The sequence below is a fragment of the Cytobacillus sp. FSL W8-0315 genome (assembly GCF_038002905.1).
GTDB classification, from domain to species: Bacteria; Bacillota; Bacilli; order Bacillales; family Cytobacillaceae; genus Cytobacillus; species Cytobacillus pseudoceanisediminis.
Genome location: NZ_JBBOOC010000003.1, coordinates 95,544 through 115,735 on the forward strand (window position 1 = coordinate 95,544; position 20,192 = coordinate 115,735).

The window sequence follows — 20,192 nt, forward strand, 5'->3', positions numbered from 1 at the left end:
GAAAAAGATTCAGAATATATATGAAAAAGGGGGAAGTTATTTGGAAGCTTTTGTTAATCAGCTAAACGGCATTTTATGGAGTACACCTGTTATTTATATCTGTTTAGCTATAGGGTTGTTCTTCTCAGTCTTAACTCGATTTTTACAGGTCCGCCATATCAAGGATATGGTACTGCTCATGTTTAAAGGGAAAAGTTCCGCAGCGGGCGTTTCGTCTTTCCAGGCCTTATCTATTGCTCTTTCCGGCCGTGTAGGAACTGGTAACATCGCAGGTACTGCCACTGCCATCGCAATGGGTGGACCTGGTGCTGTATTCTGGATGTGGGCCATTGCTTTTATCGGAGCAGGCAGTGCATTCGTTGAATCGACGCTGGCACAGATTTACAAAGTGAAAAAAGACGGGCTATACCGAGGTGGTCCGGCCTATTATATTGAAAAGGGAATCGGAATTAAATGGTTTGCCGTCCTTTTCGCTATTTCTGCATTGCTGGCTATGGCGCTTTTAATGCCTGGCATCCAGTCAAACTCAATTGCACTTGGAATGGAAAATGCGTTTGGCATTGATAAAACAGTAACAGGCATTATTATAATCGGGTTACTTGCACTGATTATTTTCGGCGGTGTTAAGCGTATTGCAAATGTTGCTCAATATGCTGTACCATTTATGGCTGTGGGTTATATTTTAGTGGCTTTAATTATTATTGGCATGAACATTGGCGAACTGCCTGGTGTTATTTCGTTAATTTTCAGCAGTGCCTTTGGTGCAGATTCCATGTTTGGCGGAATTATCGGAAGCGCGATCGCCTGGGGAGTAAAGCGCGGTATCTATTCAAACGAAGCTGGTCAGGGTACAGGCCCGCATGCAGCTGCAGCTGCTGAGGTTTCCCACCCTGCTAAGCAAGGTCTCGTGCAGGCATTCTCTGTGTACATTGATACGTTATTCGTATGTTCCGCAACTGCTTTCATGATTCTATTTACAGGCATGTTCAATACAGTTGGAGCTGATGGAAAGACTCCAATTGTAGAAAACCTTCCTGGAGTGGAAGCCGGCCCTGGTTTCACACAGGCGGCAGTTGAATCTGCACTTCCTGGTTTTGGTGCCGGATTCGTTGCTGTTTCTCTGTTCTTCTTCGCTTTTACAACAATTATGGCTTACTATTATATAGCTGAAACAAATGTAGCTTACTTAATTAATGGCAAGAACAGCAAGCTGGCTATGTTTATCCTGAAAATTGTCTTGCTTGCTGCAACATTCTATGGCGCTGTTAAAACAGCAGGCCTGGCGTGGGCGCTCGGAGATGTTGGTTTGGGACTGATGGTTTGGCTGAACTTAATTGCCATCGTTATCTTAAGAAAACCGGCCCTGATTGCACTGAAAGATTACGAGGCCCAGAAGAAACAAGGTCTTGATCCAGTATTCAATTCCAAGAAGCTTGGCATTAAAAATGCTGAGTATTGGGAAGAGGAATACAAGCCGCAGGAAGAAAAAGTATCTTAATAGAAGATAAGAGATGTCCGGCTGATGCCGGGCATTTTTTTTTACAATCTTTAAACTACTTTTACAATTTTCAGGTTATTTCTTAGCATTCTCTTAATATTCATCTTTTAGTATTGTACTTGGGTTTGGTACATAAATACGATGCAAATATTATTGAATAATATGAAGAGGTGCTTAGGATGACTGAATTGAATCGCCGCAAGTTTTTAACGTATGTAGGTACAGGTGTTGGAGCATTGACTGTCGCTTCGACAGGTTTGGGGGCAATGGTACCAAAAGCGGAGGCTAAGGGTGTTGAGGCAGCCTCCCATTTATTCGGATTCCAGAAGAAAATCTCTGGATTAAATTTTAAGCCGATTGACCCGACAGATAAAGATGACCTTGTTTTACCGCGTGGATACAAATACGATGTTGTGGCAGCATATGGAGATGTCATTAACAAAAAAGGCGATACATTCGGCTTTAACAATGACTTTACATTATATTTTCCAATTGATAAGGACAAGCGTGGTCTCTTATGGGTGAATCATGAATATTCAAGCGATCTATTTGTTCATGGTGCAAGGCCGGCAAATGGCAAGTATACGGCAGCGCAAATTCAGAAAATGCTATACAACCAGGGAGGATCAATTATCGAGGTATACCGTGATAAAGAAGGCACCTGGAAAATGGACACGGATTCCAAATATGCGCGCCGTATTACAGGCTTGACTCCATTCCAGCTCACAGGTCCTGCCAAAGGTTCAAAAGCAGTGGGTGGTGCAACGAATGTACAGGGAACTTTTGCTAATTGTTCTGGCGGCATGACATTGTGGGGCACGGTTTTATCAGCTGAGGAGAATTTCGAATCTACCTCAAAGGATGCAGGATTAAATGAAACTCATTATGGCTGGATTGTGGAAATCGATCCGTTTGATCCTAATTTCAAGCCGCGCAAGCACACCGCCCTTGGTCGCTTTAACCATGAAAATGCAGCAGTCGGCCTGACCAATGACAATCGGGTTGTGGTTTATATGGGTGATGATAAGAAAGATGCATGCGTGTATAAGTTCATCAGCAAAAATAAATATGTAAAATCCCGCGGAAAAGCAAATGCAGACCTTCTTGAAGAAGGGACGCTTTATGTGGCTAATATGGGCAGCGGAAAATGGGTGCCATTAACTATCGAAAATGTGCAGAAAGCTGTCAAGGGGAATGCAGATCTTTTAAAGAAATTCCAAACACAGGCCGATGTGGCTGTTCACTGCCATGAAGCAGCTCTGCTTGTTGGCGGAACACCTACTGACCGTCCGGAAGATGTGGAAATCAGCCCGTTTGATAAAACGGTATTCATTGCCCACACCAACAATGACAAACATGGCAACTTCCACGGCCATATTACTAGATTTATTGAAGAGGGAGATGACTTGGGTGCACTGACTTTTGATTTTGAAATTTTCGCAGCCGGCGGAAAACAGAGTGGCTTCAGTGCACCTGATAATCTAACTTTCGATAGCCTTGGCAATCTCTGGACGGTAACAGATATGTCATCAAGCAAGCTGAATACAGGAATCTACACGCATTTCGCCAACAATGGCATGTTCGTCATCCCGACTATCGGAAAAAATACCGGCGAAGCCTTTCAGTTTGCTTCAGCTCCCGTTGAAGCAGAACTAACTGGACCATCCTTTACACCAAACGAAACAACCCTGTTCCTGTCCATTCAGCATCCGGGAGAAGAGACGGAAGACCTGAACAATCTGACAAGCAAATGGCCGCACCGCAAGGGAGATACTATGCCGCGCCCGGGAGTTGTGGCGATTACAGGCTTCAAATACTAGGAGGTTATTATGCTATCAAATATCGGGATACCAGGATTGATTATTGTTCTAGTGCTGGCGCTGATCATTTTCGGCCCATCCAAGCTTCCTGAAATCGGCAGGGCATTCGGCACAACCCTGAAAGAATTTAAAAAATCCACACGCGAACTGGTTTCAGACGAACAGCCGGAAGAAAAGAAAAAAGAATTGCTATAAGAATGAATAGGGAAGGGAGAGATATCTTCCTTCCTTTTATAGTGAGGTGAATAATATGAATAATGAGGCAGTAAATGTCCTCCAGCATTTTGAAGAGCTTCGGAAGAGGCTGATGATTATAGCGGCTGTCTTTATAGCGTTCTTGGCACTATCCTTTATTTTTGTCAGCGACATTTACCAGTGGCTGGTTAGGGATCTGGATTTTAAATTGGCTGTTCTCGGTCCTTCTGAGATTCTATGGGTCTATTTTATGCTTGCGTCTGTTGTCGCCATTGCAGCCGCCATCCCGGTAGCTGCCCATCAAATCTGGCTGTTCGTCAGCCCGGCGCTTACCGGAATGGAAAAAAAGGTAGCCTTATCCTATATTCCCGCGTTATTTTTCCTGTTCATTACCGGTATAGCATTCGGATATTTCATTCTTTTGCCGCTGGTTCTGAATTTTTTAATGACCTTATCGGGAGATATGTTCACCGCCTTTTTTACAACGGAAAAATACTTTCAATTCGTGCTGCATTTAACACTGCCATTCGGCTTTCTGTTCGAGCTTCCGGTTGTGATTATGTTCCTGACCAGCCTTGGCATCCTCAATCCCTATTCGCTGCAGAAGATAAGGAAGTATGCCTATTTCGTGCTGATTGTGGTGGCGATTTTAGTTACACCGCCCGATTTTATTTCAGATATTTTGGTTACATTGCCTCTCCTGCTGCTGTACGAGGTGAGTGTAAGCCTGTCCAAAATCATTTATAACCGAAAGCAGAAAAAGCAGGCTGTTTTGCAGTAACTATAATAAAAATCAAAACACAAAAAAAGCTTGGACCGTAAATGTCCAAGCTTTTCTATTATTCTCTTACTTAACACGAGGGAAGCCAAAGCCTGATGCATAATCGTCACCAGCTGCAGCTCCTGTTCCGCCAAGAATATCATTTTGCTTGGCCCGGTTCTGAAGCTCGCTGCGAAGCTGGGTGTGGCTCATGGATGGATTCTGAGCCCAGATCTTAGCAGCTAATCCGGATACATGAGGAGTAGCCATGGATGTACCGCTGATTGTGCTGTAGCTGCCATCATACCAGGTGGATTCAATTGCTCTGCCTGGTGCAGAGAGCTCGACATCACGCTCCTGGATTAGGTAGTCGCCATCAGTAGCAGGGTTGCCCCTTGATGAAAAATCTGCAACACGGTAAGAACCATTTTGCTGAACATTTTCAAGAGCCGCTACTGCAACAGCATTCACCAATGCGCCAGGATAGCCAATCGTGTTATCGGCAGGACCATCATTTCCGGCAGCAGCAACTACCAGGACACCTTTGCTGTAGGCGGAATCAACTGCATCTGCAATCAATGTGCTTTTAGAGCTTGAACCCAATGACATGGAAATGACCACTTTAGATCCTGTGCGGACCGCTTCATCGGCCGCATGCTTAATAGCTCCGGCGATGTCATCAGAATACCCTGATCCTCTGTCATTTAACACTTTATATGCCCAGAGATCTGCGTCTGGGGCTACCCCATAAACACCTTGTCCGTTATCACCGCCATGAGCCAGTACAGTACCCGCAACATGTGTGCCGTGTCCGTTCTTATCCCCGCAGCTGCCGTCAATTAAAGGTGACTTTCTTTGTGTAAAGTCCTTACACTGTTCAGCTTGTCCGGCAAGATCAGCATGTGCTGTATTTACACCTGTGTCCAGCACGGCAACCTTTACCCCGTTTCCGCCTGAAGTGCTTTGGATGGAGCTGTCATTATAAATGGCCTCAATTCCCCAAGGTGTACCGTCTGCCGGAGCTGATGCAGCCCCTGATCCAGGTTTTGCTGCGGTCACAGGTAAGTTCTTTACTTCTTCAACTTTATCAATCTTTAAGTTTTTATTTTTTAAAAGTGCCTGATACTGTTTAGCATTAACCGTAGTAGTAAAACCTTTCTGGCCAAAATCCCATCGTGCTCCATAGTTCGATTTTGCCTTTGCTTTTTCTGCACTTGGGCCCTGAATGACAACCCGATAGGTTTCATTGCTCTCAACCTGCTGACCGAATGCCCCTGACGCAAATACAGATAGTCCCATTGCTGCACTTAGTAATGCTGACCCAATGACTCTTTTTTTCTTCATCCAAAATCTCCTCTCAGAATATGTATGGTCACAGCTGAATAGCTGTGACTCTATTATATTTACAAAATTCAGAATAATTAAACGGACCTTTTGTACTATTTTTCTGATTTTAATGAAAATTTACATTCGAGGAAAATATTTCAATCTGTAAATTAAATGGAGTTATTTGATCCCCAACGAGGGTATAGCCTATTAAGTCAATAAAGGAGTGTGAAATATGAGAGCTGTAACCTACCAGGGAGCGAAAGATATTCAAGTAAAAAATGTAGAGGATCCCAGAATTGAAAAGCGGGATGATGTCATTGTCCGCATCACGTCAACCGCCATTTGCGGATCGGACCTTCATTTATATCAGGGGAATATGCCATTGCGGCCAGGTTATGTTATCGGGCATGAACCCATGGGGATCGTTGAGGAGACAGGTCCTGATGTGACACGGGTAAAAAAAGGCGACAGGGTGGTCATCCCATTTAATGTATCGTGCGGGCATTGCTTCTATTGCCAGCATGATATGGAAAGCCAATGTGATAATTCGAACCCGCATAATGATTCAGGCGGCTACTTTGGCTATACCGAGAAATACGGAAACCATCCGGGCGGCCAGGCAGAGTTTCTAAAGGTGCCGTTTGGCAATTTCATGCCATTTGTTATACCGGAATCGTGCGAACTGGAGGATGAATCACTGCTCTTTTTATCGGATGTTCTGCCGACAGCCTATTGGAGTGTGGAACATTCAGGCGTTAAAGCGGGAGACACAGTCGTCGTCCTCGGCTGCGGTCCCATCGGGTTAATGACCCAGAAATTTGCCTGGATGAAAGGAGCTAAACGGGTAATTGCAGTAGATCATCTCGATTACCGTCTCAATCACGCCAAGCTTACCAATGATGTGGAAGTCTATGACTTTACGAAATATGATGACATGGGAGCTTATCTAAAAGAAATCACCCAGGGCGGAGCTGATGTAGTCATTGATTGTGTCGGCATGGACGGGAAGAAATCCGCTGTTGAAAAAATCGAGCAGAAGCTTAAGCTCCAGGGCGGAACGCTGGGCCCGATCCAAATCGCGACGAAAGCTGTCCGCAAATTCGGAACTGTCCAGCTGACGGGTGTATACGGGCTGACTTATAATATGTTCCCGCTGGAGGAATTTTTCTCGAGAAACATCACCATTAAAATGGGCCAGGCGCCTGTGGTGCACTACATGCCTGAGCTATTTGAAAAAATAACGAATAAGGAATTCGATCCGAAGTCTATCATCACTCATCAGATTCCGCTCGAAGAAGCTGATCGGGCGTATAAAATTTTTAATGACCATGAAGATGACTGCATTAAAGTCATCTTAAAACCTTAACAAACACAAACCAGCCTGGATATACCCGGGCTGGTTTTTTGAAGTTTAAGAATATAACATAATATACATATTTCGACATAAACGTATATAATAGTGCTAAAGACACATTATTAATAGAGTTAACCAAGGAGCATGGAAATGAAAGGCTTTAACCAACAGACTTTGATAAAAGAAGAAACAAAAGCAGTTAAGCTTTTTATATGGCTATTCTATATAATATTAACACTTTATGATTTGTTTTATTATTATCTGCTTCCCCTCAATACTGGCGGCAGTACCGGCCTGCCAAAGGGCGGGCTTGGATGGGGGTATTATCTGGCTATTATCGGACTCCTGCCCTTAGCGCTGTATTTAATCAGGACAAAACGCCCTTTTCAGGTAAAATACTTATTTTTTGCAGGCTTTTTCCTGATAGATTTTAGTAACAGCATGCTGATCTATTTCGGTGAGTCGAAGGAATTTCAGAGCGGAAGCGCAGTAGAACTTTTATTTATTATATTTGCGCCGATTTTTGTGAATAAGCGCTATTTTTGGATAGTAACCGGCGGAATGATTGCGAAGTATCTTCTGGCTGGTTTACTGTTGAGCAGCCAAAAGGTAATGGTGCCAATCGTGCTTATGGCCATTTTTTCAAGTGTTTCATATGTTCTGCTGAACCGCTTCTATTCCTATATTCACTCGCTTACACATGTTTTCCAGGAGCTCCGCCAGACTGAAAAGCTGGCTGCTGTCGGACAGATGGCTTCGGCAGTCGGCCATGAAGTAAGAAATCCTTTAGCAGCTTTAAGAGGATTTACTCAGCTGCAGATGGAAAAACATCCTGAAGACCAGGACCGCTACAAGATCATGATTGAGGAAATCGACCGCATTAATCTGATTGCCGATGACCTTATGATCCTAAGCAAGCCAAGGCTGCCTCTGTTTAAAAAAGTTGAACTGAATGCAGTGATTAACTATGTCATCTCGATCATACATGAACAGGCAGCCAATCAGAATATCCGTGTCGAAACAGAAAATCTGGAAGCTGTTCCTAAAGTTCAGTGTGACGAAAATATGCTGAAGCAGTCTTTTATTAATTTGATCAAGAATGCGATGGAATCTATGCCAGAAGGCGGCACGATCCTGATTTCGGCCAAAGTGGCGGAGGGTGACAAGGTTTTAATCAGCATTAAAGATGAAGGCTGCGGGATTGATGCTGAGAATATGGAACGGGTCGTGGATCCATTTTATACAACTAAGCCGGATGGAACCGGTTTAGGGCTGATGGTTACCAAGCAGATTGTGGATGAACACAAGGCGGAAATCACGTTTGAAAGTGAAAAGGGGATAGGGACAATTGTGACTCTTACTATTCCTATAGAGCAGCCAACCCAATAAAAGAATTCAGGGTGATGTCATTTAATATACAGGGCAGACCTGGAAATTAGTAACTGACATTATAATAATACTATTCGAAATCGTACAGCACCCTATGAGGGTGCTGTATTTTATTAGGCAAATAGGCTTCTTTTTTACAAAAATTTAATAATTTTCCTATGTTAATTCCAACTAATTGCTCATTCTCAAATAAGTCTAAAAATAGATAGAATTATGAATGTTATCATCCTAATCTACTATAATTTGAGGAGATGTATTCATTTGAAAAAGCCTATGCGCAAACTTGGAAAGACGATACTCGCAACAACGATGGCCCTATCTGTCTTAGCAGCTCCTATTTCATATGATTCTGTCATGGCGGCAAAGCCTGATCATGCAGGGAAACCGGAACTTAAATTCAGCCATGAAGTAAGCCTGCGGATACTGGGAACAACAGATATACATACACACCTTTATAACTATGATTACTATAAAGATGCAGAAACCATTGAATTTGGTCTGGCTAAAACAGCTACCTTAATCAAACAGGCAAGAAAAGAAGCAAAGAATACATTATTATTTGACAACGGAGACCTCATTCAGGGTAATCCGCTTGGCGATTATAAAGCAAAAGTAGATCAGCTTGAGGATGGGGAAATGCATCCCGTGTTCAAGGCTATGGAACTATTAGATTATGATGCCGCTACGGTAGGAAACCATGAATTCAATTATGGCCTCGAATATCTGGATGAGGTTCTGGATGATGCGCCATTTCCTTATGTAAATGCCAATGTCTACAAAGACGACGATGATAATAATCCGGAAAACGATAAAAATTACTTTAAACCATATAAAATCATCAAGAAAAAAGTCGTTGATGAAAAAGGAAGAAAACAGGTCATTAAGGTTGGGGTTATCGGTGCTGTGACTCCGCAGATTACACAATGGGACAAAGCCAATCTTGATGGAAAAATCATCACAAAAGACATTGTAAAATCAGTAGAAGCCAATATTCCTAAAATGAAAGAAGAAGGTGCGGACATTATCATTGCACTTGCGCACTCCGGCATGGGGGACGCAGCATATGCTGAGATGGAAGAGAATGCAGCCTACGACTTAACAAAAGTAGAAGGCATTGATGCGGTTATTTCCGGACACAACCATAAGAATTTTCCGGGAGATTTCACCGATCTTCCTGAAGTGGATGCAGAAAAGGGAACGGTCAACGGGGTGCCCTTCATCATGCCTGGCAGCTGGGGCAATCAGCTTGGCGTTATGGACCTGACTATTGCCAAGGTAAAGGGCAAGTGGGAGGTTAAGGATTCCCAGTCATCTTTAAGGTCTATTTTTAGAAGTTATAAAAATGAATCCGGCGCGACCGTCAAGGAAAGTCTTGCAGATGCAGATCCTGCTATTTTGAAAGCTGTAAAGGAAGAGCATGAAGGAACCGTGAATTATGTCCGCCAGCCTGTCGGGGAAACAAAAGCTGATATCCACAGCTATTTTGCACTTGTAAAAGATGACCCGTCCATTCAAATTGTGACGAATGCACAGAAGTGGTATATTGAGAAGCAATTAAAAGGAACACCAGATGAAAATACACCAGTGCTTTCGGCGGGAGCTCCTTTTAAAGCAGGCGGCCGCAACGGGGCAAGCTATTACACATATATCCCTGAAGGCACAATCGCCATTAAAAATGTAGCCGATCTATACCTGTATCCGAATACAGTCGCTACGGTAAAAATTAAAGGGGCAGATGTGAAGGAATGGCTTGAAATGTCTGCAGGCCAGTTCAATCAGATAAAAGATAATGAAGCGGGAGAACAGTCACTCATTAATAATGATTTCCCTACTTATAACTATGATGTAATCGATGGTGTGACATATGAGATCGATGTAACAGAACCTGCTAAGTATGATAAAGATGGCAAGCAGGTTAATGCTGATGCAAACAGAATCAAAAATCTTCAGTATAACGGAGCACCTATTGATCCGGATCAGGAATTCATCGTTGTGACAAATAATTATCGGGCCAGCGGCACTTTCCCTGGAGTTAGAAACAACACGGCAGTAGAGCTTTATCCGGATGAAAACCGCCAGGCGATCATTGATTATATCCGAGAAGAACAAACCATCGATCCTTCTGCAGATGCCAATTGGTCATTTGCACCGGTTGCCGGTGGCGTAAATGTAACGTTCGAATCTTCACCGGATGCAAAGGATGCGAATGCTGAAGGCAGCGGAATCGGCTATGCGGGGGAAGCAGCCAATGGCTTTGCGAAATATTCGCTTCAATTCCCGGAGCCAAAGCCATTTGAAGTCCAACTTTTGGGGATCAATGATTTCCATGGTCAGCTTGATACATTTAATTCCGGTTTGAATGCGGGTGGAATCGAGTATTTAGCTGCACACTTAAAACAGCGTGAAGCAGAGAATCCCAATACAATTATGCTGCATGCAGGTGATGCAGTAGGGGCGAGCTCCCCTGTTTCGGCCCTTCTTCAGGACGAGCCAACAATTAAAATGCTTAATGAGATCGGCTTTGATATAGGTACAGTCGGCAACCATGAATTCGATGAAGGGGTAGACGAAATGCGACGCCTTATCAATGGCGGGGCCCATCCAAAAACTGTGGAGAAGTATGGCGAGTTTGAAGGAGCAAACTTCCCGTATGTTGCAGCTAATGTAGTGGATGAAACAACAAAGGAGCCAATCCTTGATCCCTATGTAATTAAAGAAGTAAATGGAGTGCCAGTCGGCTTTATTGGCATTGCCTATTCCGATACTCCTGGAATTGTTACGCCAAGCGGAACGGCAGGTGTAGAATTCACGGACGAAGCGGAAGCAATCAACAAGTACACAGCTGAGCTGAAGGAACAGGGTGTTAAATCGATTGTGGTCATTACTCATAACCCTGTAAAGTCCGATATAGATGGGTCTAACCCTCAAGAGGAACTCGCTGACATTGCGAATGCAGTTGATGATGAAGTGGATGTGATGTTTGGCGGCCATAACCATCAGTACACAAATACTGTGGTGGACGGGAAATTGCTTGTTCAATCTTATTCGTATGGAACTGCTTTTTCCGATGTGGACTTAACAATTGATCCAGTGACAAAAGATATTGTTGCTAAAAAGGCTGAAATCGTAAGCGCCACACGTGACGTTGAACCTGTTGCAGAAATTAAGCAAATGCTTGATGCTTATATTGCTGATGTCGCTCCGATTTTAAATGAAGTCATCGGTCATTCTTCAACAGGTATTACGAGAGAGGTAAATGCTGATGGAGAATCTCCGATGGGCAACCTGATTGCAGATTCCATGATTGCGCAGACCAATACCGATTTTGCCTTCATGAACTCAGGCGGCGTCCGTGCAGGCATTGATGCTGGAGATATTACGTGGAAAGAAGCTTTTACGGTACAGCCTTTCGGAAATGACCTTGTGACATTGACATTGACCGGTGCCCAGATAAAAGAACTTTTTGAACAGCAATGGGGTTCAAAAGAGAGAATCATGCATGTTTCCGGCTTAAAGGTAACGTATGATTCTTCGAGAGCTGCCGGAGACCGGATCGTATCTTTAGTAAAGACAGATGGAACGCCAATCGCTGCTGAACAGGAATATTCTGTGACGGTAAACAACTATATGGCTGATGGCGGAGACGGCTACAGCGCTCTTTTAAACGGTAAAAACCGCACAGTGGATATTGTCGACCTTGATGCTTTAATCAGCTACATCAAAGAACAGAAAGAAGTAAACCCAGCGGTTGAAGGAAGGATTACAAAATTGAATAAATAATAGGAAGGGAGCATCAGAGCAGTCTGATGCTCCCTTTTCTATATGTCCTCAAAATAGGTGAAAGTACCTATTTTTTCTCGTTTCAGCGAATGAATTAATTACAATTACCCACTCAAATATTATCAAAATATTAAAATAACAGTATTGTTAGACTATTAAAAACTTTATGTTAGTTTGATAGAATTAATCTCGCACTTCGAAAATTCAGAAAAACTAAATAGGAGGCTATAAGAATGAGTAATAAGAATAAACCTTTTAAGGTTGTATCTTCCATTACAGCCAGCACGATGATGGCAGCTGCACTATTTGCGGGATCTTTTGCCGGGACAGCAGCAGCTCCTTCAAAAGCTTCAGCTGAGGAACTTTCTGCACCGATTGATTTGAACATTGTGAATGAAGAACGCCTGGGAAAGGCATTAAAAGAAAGAGGATTAGTTAAAAAGGATGCTTCCTCAAAAGAAGTAGAAAAGGCAGTAAAGGATTACATAAATGAAAAACAAGGTGAAAAGCAGCCTGGAAGTACAAAAAATAGCCATGACCATAAGGATGAGTTTGACAAAAAAACAAAAGATTTCTTAACCAAACAAAAAGACAAGCTGTCAAAGCAGCTGAATAAAGGCCATAAAAACTATAAAAAGGGCAAACCGGACGGCTATGTAAAAGTAGATCCGGCCAAAGAAGCAAACTACAATGGCGGTGTCAGAACAGACAAAGTGCTTGTGCTATTAACTGAATTTGAAGATTTCAAGCATAACAATGTAATACAGGAAGAGGGCTATATGTATGCTGATGATTTCAGCAAAGAGCACTATGAAAAACTAATGTTTGGCGATACTGAATTTGAATTATTTAATGGAGATAAAGTAAAAACATTTAAGCAGTTCTATGAAGAACAGTCCGGAGGCAGCTATACGGTTGACGGCACTGTTTCTGAATGGCTGACGGTCCCTGGAAATGCGAGTGATTATGGTGATGATAGCCCTAACGGAGGCCATGACAATCTATCTCCTCTTGGGCCACGGGACTTAGTAAAAGAGGCTTTAAAAGCAGCTGCAGACGCTGGAATGGATCTTTCTGCATACGATGAATTTGATCTATATGATTTAGATGGAGATGGTAACTTTAATGAGCCTGATGGATTAGTTGACCATCTCATGATTATCCACGCTGGTACAGGGCAGGAAGCTGGCGGAGGTGCGCTCGGTGATGATGCCATCTGGTCTCACCGCTGGACGCTTGACGGAGTATTTGCAGTTCCGAATACAACTGCCAAGGTAGATTATTGGGGCGGAAAAATGGGCGCATTTGATTATACGATTCAGCCTGAAGACGGAGCTGTCGGGGTGTTTGCACATGAGTTCGGACATGATTTGGGATTGCCGGATGAGTATGATACACAATACACCGGTCAAGGTGAGCCGGTTGCTTCCTGGTCCATCATGAGCGGCGGCAGCTGGAACGGAAAAATTGCAGGTACTGAGCCTACAAGCTTCTCGCCACAAAACAAAGAATTCTTTCAAAAAGGCATGGGCGGAAACTGGGCCAATATTATGGAAATAAATTATGAAGATATTGATAAAAAAGGCTTGGCAACTGTTATTGACCAAAGTGTAACCAAATCTAAAAACCCGGGAATTGTAAAAGTAAATCTTCCTGAAAAAGAAGTGAAGGGAATTGCACCTGCGTTCGGTGAGAAATATTACTACAGCACAAAAGGCGATGACCTTCATACCACTTTGACGACACCTGAATTTGACTTAACAAATGCTGAAACAGCTGCCTTCAATGCGAAAGTTTATTATGATATTGAGTTTGATTATGATTATCTAACGGTTACTGCAAAAGCAGCCGATGGGACAGAAGCTGAGCTCGATGTAATTGGTGATGATGATACAGATGGCGATGCCCGTGCTGAATCTTCAAAAGGACAATGGGCAGATAAGACATATGACTTAAGCGAATTTGCCGGTAAAAAAGTTAGCCTGACATTCGAATATGTAACAGATGGCGGACTGGCATTAGATGGATTTGCTATTGATAATATTTCCGTAACGGCTGATGAGGAAGTTATTTTTACCGATGATGCTGAAGGCGAATCTCAGATGACTCTTGACGGATTCATTGTTTCCAACGGAATCAGCTATGCGAAGAACCATTATTATCTGGAGTGGAGAAACTACTCAGGCTCTGATACGGCACTTGCCCAATCAAGAGGAGTAAAATATAACACTGGTTTAGTTGTTTGGTATGCAGATGACAGCCACACAGATAACTGGGTTGGCGTTCATCCTGGAGAAGGTTTCCTTGGAGTGGTGGATTCACATCCGGAAGCCATTACCGGTCTGCTAGATGGAAAAGAAACGGTATCTCAAAGCACAAGATATCAGATTGCAGATGCTGCGTTTTCCTTGGACAAAACACCAGCATGGGAAGTAAGCTCGCCAACCCGAGGTGATTATGACTACCCAGGTTTAAAGGGAATATCTGTTTTTGATGATTCTAAAACATACATCAACAGCCTCATTCCTGATGCTGGACGAATTGTTCCGGAACATGGCCTGAAATTCCAAGTGGTCGGTGAAGCAAAGGACAACTCTGCCGGAGCAGTATGGATTCACAAATAAGATTTAAAGGTGCGAGCCAGAAATGGCTTCGCGCCTTTTTCTGTTAAGGGTGGACAACTTCCTGCCTATAAGCTAGTATCATTACCGATACTAGTTTTTTCCGATTTTCGGCTATACTAAAAATAATTATTTGATTACACGTAATAAAGTTAAAAGGAGTAACATATGACACAATCTTTTATTGAAGATATGAAGCCATTTATCCAGAAGGCATGGGAAAAGTCTGCATTTGCACAGCCGACGACCGTTCAGGCAGAGGCGGTTCCGCTGGCTTTGGAAGGCAGGGATATTATTGCCGAGTCCCCGACTGGAACAGGCAAAACACTTGCTTACCTGCTGCCGGTCCTTGAAAATATTGACCCGGATAAACAGGCGGTTCAGGCCGTCATTTTAGCCTCTTCACAGGAGCTTGTGATGCAGATATTAAGCGAGATCCAAAAATGGGCAGAAGGCAGCGGGATTAAAGCCGCTTCTTTTATTGGCGGAGCCAACGTAAAAAGGCAGCTTGAAAAATTGAAGAAGCATCCGCATATTGCTTTGGGAACGCCAGGCCGGGTGCTTGAGCTGATTAAACAGAAAAAGCTGAAAATGCATGAAGTGAAAACAGTTGTTCTCGATGAAGGAGACCAGCTTCTTGTTCCAGAACATGCTCAGACTGTCCAAAATATTGTTAAGTCTACGCTTAAAGAACGCCAGGTCCTGCTATTCTCAGCCACACTGCCTCCGGTTGTTGAACAGCTTGCGAAAGAGCTGACAGCTGATGCTGAAGTGATTCGTGTTGAGAAGGATGAAACCATTCAGGCTGCAGGTGTGGACCATATTTATTTTGTGGCAGAAGCAAGGGATAAAATTAAGATGCTCGAAAAAATCTCAAGGCTTGAGGACATTAAAGCACTGGTATTCGTTAAGGATATTGGCAACCTGACCGTCATGGCAGAAAAGCTTGATTTTAAAAACATCTCTTCAAGCACTTTGCACAGCGATCTGAGCAAATTCGACAGACAGAAAGCAATCAAAAACTTCCGCACAGGCAAAACCAATATGCTGATTGCTACAGATGTTGCGGCAAGAGGGCTGGACATCAAAGGAGTCACCCATGTGGTGCATTTCGACTTCCCGAAAGATATGAATCAATATGTCCATCGCTCGGGAAGAACAGGAAGATTCGGTGCAAGCGGAACCGTTATCTCTCTGGTTACTGAAAGAGAAGAGCGCGAACTCAAGAAAATGGCAAAAGAACTAGGCCACACTGCAGAAAAGAAAGTAATGCGAGGCGGCCATATCGTATAAAGATCAAACAGCCAGGCACCTATATCAGTTGGTGCCTGGCATTTTTCTTATATAAAGGAATTTCCCCTTTTCTAAGCGAATTAGTAAGTGGAGCTTTATTTAACTAAAGAATAAGGGGAAATCAAATAATGGAGAATCCAAGGCTAAAGAGCTTTCATGATGAAGATCTGCTTGAAGCGACGATAGATGAATTGCAGGAAAAATTGCAGAATGGGGAAATTACCTCCAAAGACCTTGTAATGATGTACATGAACCGGATTGGACAGCTGGATGAAAACATTCATTCTGTGTTAGAACTCAATCCGGATGCATTGCATATTGCAGCTGCTCTAGATGCGGAAAGAGAAGAACAGGGGCCGCGCAGCCCTCTTCACGGCATTCCCATATTGTTAAAGGATAATATCGATACAGGGGACAAAATGCAGACAACTGCAGGTTCACTCGCCTTGAAGAATCATTGTGCACAGAAGGATTCGTTTGTGGCCTCTCAATTAAGGCAAGCGGGAGCCGTCATTTTAGGAAAAACCAATATGACAGAATGGGCCAATTTTATGACGGAAGGGATGCCAAGCGGATACAGCTCACGAGGCGGACAGACGCTGAATCCATATGGACCGGGTAAATTTGATGTGGGTGGCTCCAGTGCAGGATCGGGTGCAGCCATCGCCGCTAATTTTGCGGCCGCAGCCATCGGAACGGAGACATCAGGTTCCATTTTAAGTCCTGCCAGTCAGAATTCTCTCGTTGGAATTAAGCCGACAGTCGGACTTGTCAGCCGAACCGGCATTATTCCAATTGCCCATAGCCAGGATACTGCCGGTCCTATGGCGAGAACGGTTAAGGATGCCGCTTTATTATTAAACGTACTTGCAGTACCTGACGAAAATGATCCGATTACCATGACAAATAAAGATCTGCGGGGCAAGGATTTTACCGTTTTCCTTGATGAAGCCGGATTAGAAGGTACACGAATCGGCATTGCCCGGGAGACTTATTTTGACTACCTAAGTTCTGAAAAGCTCTCAGTCATGAATAAGGCAGTAAACGATTTAAAGGAGCTGGGTGCAGAGGTGGTAGACGAGGTGGTGATCCCATCCACTAAAGAGGAGTGGAGCCGAGATGTCCTGACATATGAATTTAAGGCAGATTTGAATGCTTACCTGCGAACGGTCGCACCGCACCTTAATATTCGCACCCTGTCCGATGTCATTCATTTTAATGAAAATAATAGCGAAAAGTGCTTAAAATACGGCCAATCCATCCTGATTGAGGCAGAGGAGACAAGCGGAAATCTGACGGAAATGGCCTATATATCTGCACTTGAGAAAGATATTTATTTTTCAAGAGAGAAGGGCATTGATTACGTGATGAAAGAGCATCACCTCGATGCCATCGTGTTTCCGAATAATTATGGAGCAGGCATCCCTGCAAAAGCGGGATATCCATCCATCACAGTACCGGCCGGCTATACGCCTGAAGGTGAGCCTGTGGGCATTACATTTACAGGACTTGCCTACAGTGAGCCGCTCCTTATTAAGCTTGCTTATGCCTTTGAGCATGCCACCAGGCATAGGAAAGCTCCAGAACTTGGAGTGCTGGCATAGAATAACTGCCGGTTAATTGACTCATACTACTTCTGAAAAACAAAAAAGGAGCAGATGAGAATATGGGCAGAACTAAACGCGGAAACGGCAATGCACAGCGCAATAACAATAAACACAGACCGCAGCGCACAAGCGAAGAGCTTGTTGAATTCACAACGGGAAGCAAAGAAAAGAAAGAAAACAACGTGCAGGACTGATGAGCAAATCCTCCTTTATAGAAGGAGGATTTTTTGTTAGGCGTGAAAAAGGCTATCTGAAAATAAAAATGAGTTATACGGCAATAAAAGGGTTTATCCGAAAATAAAAAAGAGCTATCTGCAAGTAAAACCCAGCTATCCGAAAGTAAAAGCAGTCACAATCTCTCAGGCAGCCAGATTTATATAGTAAAAGTGCTTCCGCACATAAAAATAAGCTATCCGCACATAAAAGTGGGGTATCTGCACAGAAAAGTGCTTATCCGCTCATAAATCGGTACTATCTCCAAAACAAGCAAGTGAATCCTCGCAAAAATGCTGATAAATCCATAGAAAAAGACAGTTTCCTCGGGAGAACTGTCTTTTTTCTTCAAGTTATTCTTCAACCTTTTTCAGAGGCTTGGCTGCCGGACCTTCAACGACTGTTCCGTCATAGGAGAAGCGGGAGCCGTGGCATGGGCAGTCCCAGGTGCGGTCGCCGTGGTTCCATTCGCATTCACATCCCATGTGGGTGCAGGTTGTATCTACAAGATGGAGGCTGCCTTCAGGATCCCTGTAAGCACCAGTACGCTTGCCATTGATCATTACGACTCCGCCTTCATCATGAGACAGATCTGCCGTTTCTTTAGGCACAAATTCAAGCTTCCCTTTAATCAGCTGTCCAGCTACATCAGTATTGGCTGCAATAAATTTCTTGATGCTTGGGTCAGCCTGAAATCTGGATGGGGTAAACAGCTCGGCATAAGGGTTGTCCCTTTCCATAATCTGATCTTTTATCAGCATAGCAGCTGCTGTCCCGTTTGTCATTCCCCATTTCCGGTAGCCTGTTGCGACAAAGATATTCTTCTGTTTGGACGTAATTGGGCCGATATACGGGACTTTATCAAGCGTATATAAATCCTGGGCAGACCAGCGATAAGGATAATCGGTTATGCCGAGCACCTCTTCCGCAAAGGCTTCAAGGGCTTCGTAATGCTTCATCGTATCTGGTCCATGACCCGTCTTGTGGCTGTCGCCGCTCACTAAAATGAGTTTGTCTCCGTTATAGGGTGTGTACCTCAGTGAGCGGGTCGGTGAATCGGCACTATAATACATGCCTCCAGGAAAATCCTCTTTAGTTTTTACGCCAAGTACATAAGATCTTTCCGGAGATAATCTGGCAAAATAAAAACCTTTCTTATCCGCAAAAGGGAAGTGGGAAGCTGCAATGACATATTTGCATTTCAGGCGATGGCCTTCTCTGGTCACGACATCAGGCAGGCTGCCATCTTCAATGTCTGCAGCTGTTGTATTTTCATAAACAATACCGCCCAAATCCACAAAGTCTTTAAGAAGCTTTTTCAGGTATTTCAGCGGATGAAACTGGGCTTGATCAAACATGGAGAGCACCGCTGTTGTGTTGATGTTAAAAGGAATGCTCTCTTTCATTCCGCTTGGAATTCCGAGTTTTTCGTATGCTTGCCGCTCTTTTTCAACTTTTCGTGCATACTCTTCTGAAACAGCATATATGGTTGCTTCTTCGTTGCTGAAATCACAATCAATTTGTTTTTCTGATACAATGTTCCGGACAAATTCTATAGCATCTGTTGAAGCCTGATAATAGAGTTTGGTTTTTTCCTCGCCAAAATGACTGATCAATTCATCATAAATTAATCCATGCTGTGCTGTTAATTTTGCTGTCGTATGGCCGGTAGTCCCGTTTAATATATTGCCGGCTTCAAGAATGGACACTTTAAAGCCTTCTTTGGCAAGAAGGTAACCCGCTGTAATGCCTGTGATGCCGCCGCCTACAATGGCAATTTCCGTTTGAGCATCTTCTCTGAGCTTATCGAAGGCCGGAAGTTCCTCCTCCCTCCAATAAGGCTCTGGATATTGGGGCGTTTTGTGGTTGGATGTCGTCATACCCTGTCCTCCTGTAACGTTATATTCGTTCATAATTTTTCCTGCAAATCCTATTCCTATACAAATTCTCCTTCTATAACCATACCCATTAAATTGTTAATTAATCAGGTGGAAGGGTGAAACCGGTTTTTCACTGTTTTTTTCATCATTTCTGGATAAAATGTGCAGGCCGAGAAAAGATATACAGTATCGAATGTTAATGGGGTACAGTCATGATTACATTTAGCTATCTGAGCATTTTTCTGCTATTGACTATATTAGCTGCACTTTTTGATATGAAAATATTTGATTATACGATATTGGAAGCTTTGAGGAATTTACTGTATACAGAAATTGCCACTGGAAGAATGATCGTTGTTGTTTCTGTACTTATTGGACTGCTTTCAAGTGCAGTCATTGATTTTCGTCTTTTTAAAGCGAAAAAAAAATCAGGGTCATCCAGGTAAGGAATCG

At 43.4% G+C, this 20,192-nt stretch carries 14 protein-coding genes; 12 read left to right on the forward strand and 2 right to left on the reverse strand.

Translation table 11 applies throughout. From position 1 onward, the window contains the following. The first annotated feature begins 40 nt into the window (after positions 1–40). The 4 genes from MKY20_RS26260 to tatC all read left to right on the forward strand — a co-directional run bounded on the left by MKY20_RS26260 (position 41) and on the right by tatC (position 4,294). Positions 41–1,498, forward strand: a complete 1,458-nt coding sequence (locus MKY20_RS26260) for an alanine/glycine:cation symporter family protein (RefSeq protein ID WP_341004336.1) — start codon at positions 41–43, stop codon at positions 1,496–1,498. Between the two features lie 179 nt (positions 1,499–1,677). Continuing rightward, positions 1,678–3,318 (forward strand): PhoX family protein, encoded by a 1,641-nt coding sequence (locus MKY20_RS26265; protein ID WP_009335006.1) that lies wholly within the window; start codon positions 1,678–1,680, stop codon positions 3,316–3,318. A 9-nt stretch (positions 3,319–3,327) separates the two neighbouring features. Further along, entirely contained in the window at positions 3,328–3,513 is a 186-nt protein-coding gene (locus MKY20_RS26270) for a twin-arginine translocase TatA/TatE family subunit (RefSeq protein ID WP_009335004.1), read from the forward strand. Positions 3,514–3,568: 55 nt separating this feature from the next. Continuing rightward, entirely contained in the window at positions 3,569–4,294 is a 726-nt protein-coding gene (gene tatC / locus MKY20_RS26275) for a twin-arginine translocase subunit TatC (protein ID WP_019382599.1), read from the forward strand. 66 nt (positions 4,295–4,360) lie between these two features. On the opposite strand, the gene MKY20_RS26280 is transcribed toward tatC, so the two are convergent. Further along, positions 4,361–5,617 carry a S8 family peptidase gene (locus MKY20_RS26280; protein WP_341004340.1) on the reverse strand — a complete coding sequence of 419 codons (1,257 nt, stop codon included), beginning with the start codon at positions 5,615–5,617 and terminating at the stop codon, positions 4,361–4,363. A gap of 217 nt (positions 5,618–5,834) precedes the next feature. On the opposite strand from MKY20_RS26280, the gene MKY20_RS26285 reads away from it, so the two are divergent. The 7 genes from MKY20_RS26285 to MKY20_RS26315 all read left to right on the forward strand — a co-directional run bounded on the left by MKY20_RS26285 (position 5,835) and on the right by MKY20_RS26315 (position 17,840). Next, on the forward strand, positions 5,835–6,968 hold the full coding sequence (locus MKY20_RS26285) for a zinc-dependent alcohol dehydrogenase (RefSeq protein ID WP_251156785.1): 1,134 nt from the start codon (positions 5,835–5,837) through the stop codon (positions 6,966–6,968). 138 nt (positions 6,969–7,106) lie between these two features. Beyond that, positions 7,107–8,345: an ATP-binding protein gene (locus tag MKY20_RS26290; protein WP_009334996.1), complete on the forward strand. Its 1,239-nt coding sequence runs from the start codon at positions 7,107–7,109 to the stop codon at positions 8,343–8,345. 261 nt (positions 8,346–8,606) lie between these two features. After that, positions 8,607–12,125 (forward strand): bifunctional 2',3'-cyclic-nucleotide 2'-phosphodiesterase/3'-nucleotidase, encoded by a 3,519-nt coding sequence (locus MKY20_RS26295; protein ID WP_252245995.1) that lies wholly within the window; start codon positions 8,607–8,609, stop codon positions 12,123–12,125. A 233-nt stretch (positions 12,126–12,358) separates the two neighbouring features. Further along, a complete protein-coding gene (locus MKY20_RS26300; RefSeq protein ID WP_341004342.1) occupies positions 12,359–14,749 on the forward strand; it encodes an immune inhibitor A domain-containing protein in 2,391 nt (796 codons plus the stop codon). A gap of 165 nt (positions 14,750–14,914) precedes the next feature. Continuing rightward, positions 14,915–16,039 (forward strand): DEAD/DEAH box helicase, encoded by a 1,125-nt coding sequence (locus MKY20_RS26305; RefSeq protein ID WP_009334990.1) that lies wholly within the window; start codon positions 14,915–14,917, stop codon positions 16,037–16,039. Positions 16,040–16,167: 128 nt separating this feature from the next. Next, the gene (locus tag MKY20_RS26310; protein WP_019382594.1) at positions 16,168–17,643 is read left to right on the forward strand and encodes an amidase family protein; all 1,476 of its coding nucleotides are present in this window, start codon (positions 16,168–16,170) and stop codon (positions 17,641–17,643) included. Positions 17,644–17,705: 62 nt separating this feature from the next. Beyond that, entirely contained in the window at positions 17,706–17,840 is a 135-nt protein-coding gene (locus MKY20_RS26315) for a hypothetical protein (RefSeq protein ID WP_019382593.1), read from the forward strand. 372 nt (positions 17,841–18,212) lie between these two features. Here MKY20_RS26315 and MKY20_RS26320 read toward each other — a convergent pair whose 3' ends face one another. Continuing rightward, complete coding sequence (locus MKY20_RS26320; RefSeq protein ID WP_019382591.1) at positions 18,213–19,739, reverse strand: FAD-dependent oxidoreductase; 1,527 nt, start codon at positions 19,737–19,739, stop codon at positions 18,213–18,215. Between the two features lie 212 nt (positions 19,740–19,951). Here MKY20_RS26320 and MKY20_RS26325 point away from each other — a divergent pair, with 212 nt between their 5' ends. Next, complete coding sequence (locus tag MKY20_RS26325; protein ID WP_019382590.1) at positions 19,952–20,185, forward strand: hypothetical protein; 234 nt, start codon at positions 19,952–19,954, stop codon at positions 20,183–20,185. Positions 20,186–20,192: the final 7 nt, after the last annotated feature.

Bases quoted from the DNA above. Each gene is read 5' to 3' on its own strand.
- MKY20_RS26265 (WP_009335006.1), top strand. From the start codon at position 1,678: ATGACTGAATTGAATCGCCGCAAGTTTTTAACGTATGTAGGTACAGGT.
- MKY20_RS26270 (WP_009335004.1), top strand. From the start codon at position 3,328: ATGCTATCAAATATCGGGATACCAGGATTGATTATTGTTCTAGTGCTG.
- tatC (WP_019382599.1), top strand. From the start codon at position 3,569: ATGAATAATGAGGCAGTAAATGTCCTCCAGCATTTTGAAGAGCTTCGG.
- MKY20_RS26280 (WP_341004340.1), bottom strand. From the start codon at position 5,617: ATGAAGAAAAAAAGAGTCATTGGGTCAGCATTACTAAGTGCAGCAATG.
- MKY20_RS26285 (WP_251156785.1), top strand. From the start codon at position 5,835: ATGAGAGCTGTAACCTACCAGGGAGCGAAAGATATTCAAGTAAAAAAT.
- MKY20_RS26290 (WP_009334996.1), top strand. From the start codon at position 7,107: ATGAAAGGCTTTAACCAACAGACTTTGATAAAAGAAGAAACAAAAGCA.
- MKY20_RS26300 (WP_341004342.1), top strand. From the start codon at position 12,359: ATGAGTAATAAGAATAAACCTTTTAAGGTTGTATCTTCCATTACAGCC.
- MKY20_RS26305 (WP_009334990.1), top strand. From the start codon at position 14,915: ATGACACAATCTTTTATTGAAGATATGAAGCCATTTATCCAGAAGGCA.
- MKY20_RS26310 (WP_019382594.1), top strand. From the start codon at position 16,168: ATGGAGAATCCAAGGCTAAAGAGCTTTCATGATGAAGATCTGCTTGAA.
- MKY20_RS26315 (WP_019382593.1), top strand. From the start codon at position 17,706: ATGGGCAGAACTAAACGCGGAAACGGCAATGCACAGCGCAATAACAAT.
- MKY20_RS26320 (WP_019382591.1), bottom strand. From the start codon at position 19,739: ATGACGACATCCAACCACAAAACGCCCCAATATCCAGAGCCTTATTGG.
- MKY20_RS26325 (WP_019382590.1), top strand. From the start codon at position 19,952: ATGATTACATTTAGCTATCTGAGCATTTTTCTGCTATTGACTATATTA.